Source organism: Bacillus sp. SIMBA_005, assembly GCF_046535585.1.
Classification (GTDB): domain Bacteria; phylum Bacillota; class Bacilli; order Bacillales; family Bacillaceae; genus Bacillus; species Bacillus pumilus.
Genome location: NZ_JAWRWI010000157.1, coordinates 1 through 322 on the forward strand (window position 1 = coordinate 1; position 322 = coordinate 322).

The 322-nt window shown below is 37.6% G+C and carries 1 pseudogene; it reads left to right on the forward strand.

Annotated features, from left to right (window positions below):
* Positions 1 to 148: 148 nt before the first annotated feature.
* A pseudogene (fatR, locus tag SB660_RS19550) lies at positions 149 to 322 on the forward strand (transcriptional regulator FatR); the annotation flags it as partial.

Genomic DNA, 322 nt, shown 5'->3' on the forward strand with positions numbered 1-322 from the left:
CATATACTTTATATTAAAAAAAGTTTTTTTCTTTTAAACTTATAACAGAAGAAAGAACAAAGAGGTGATTTCAGACAGGGCAGACATTCTTTGTGAACAAAAGGAATGAATATTCATTCCGCAAACGAATCGGAGGTTGTCAGATTATATGCTATCCGCATCCAGCAGTAAATACGACATGATTATGAAAGCGTCGGTCTCACTTTTTACGGAAAGGGGTTTTGACGCTACCACTATTCCTATGATAGCTGAACGTGCTCATGTAGGGACAGGAACGATCTATCGTTATTTTGACAGCAAAGAAACACTCGTTAACGTGCTG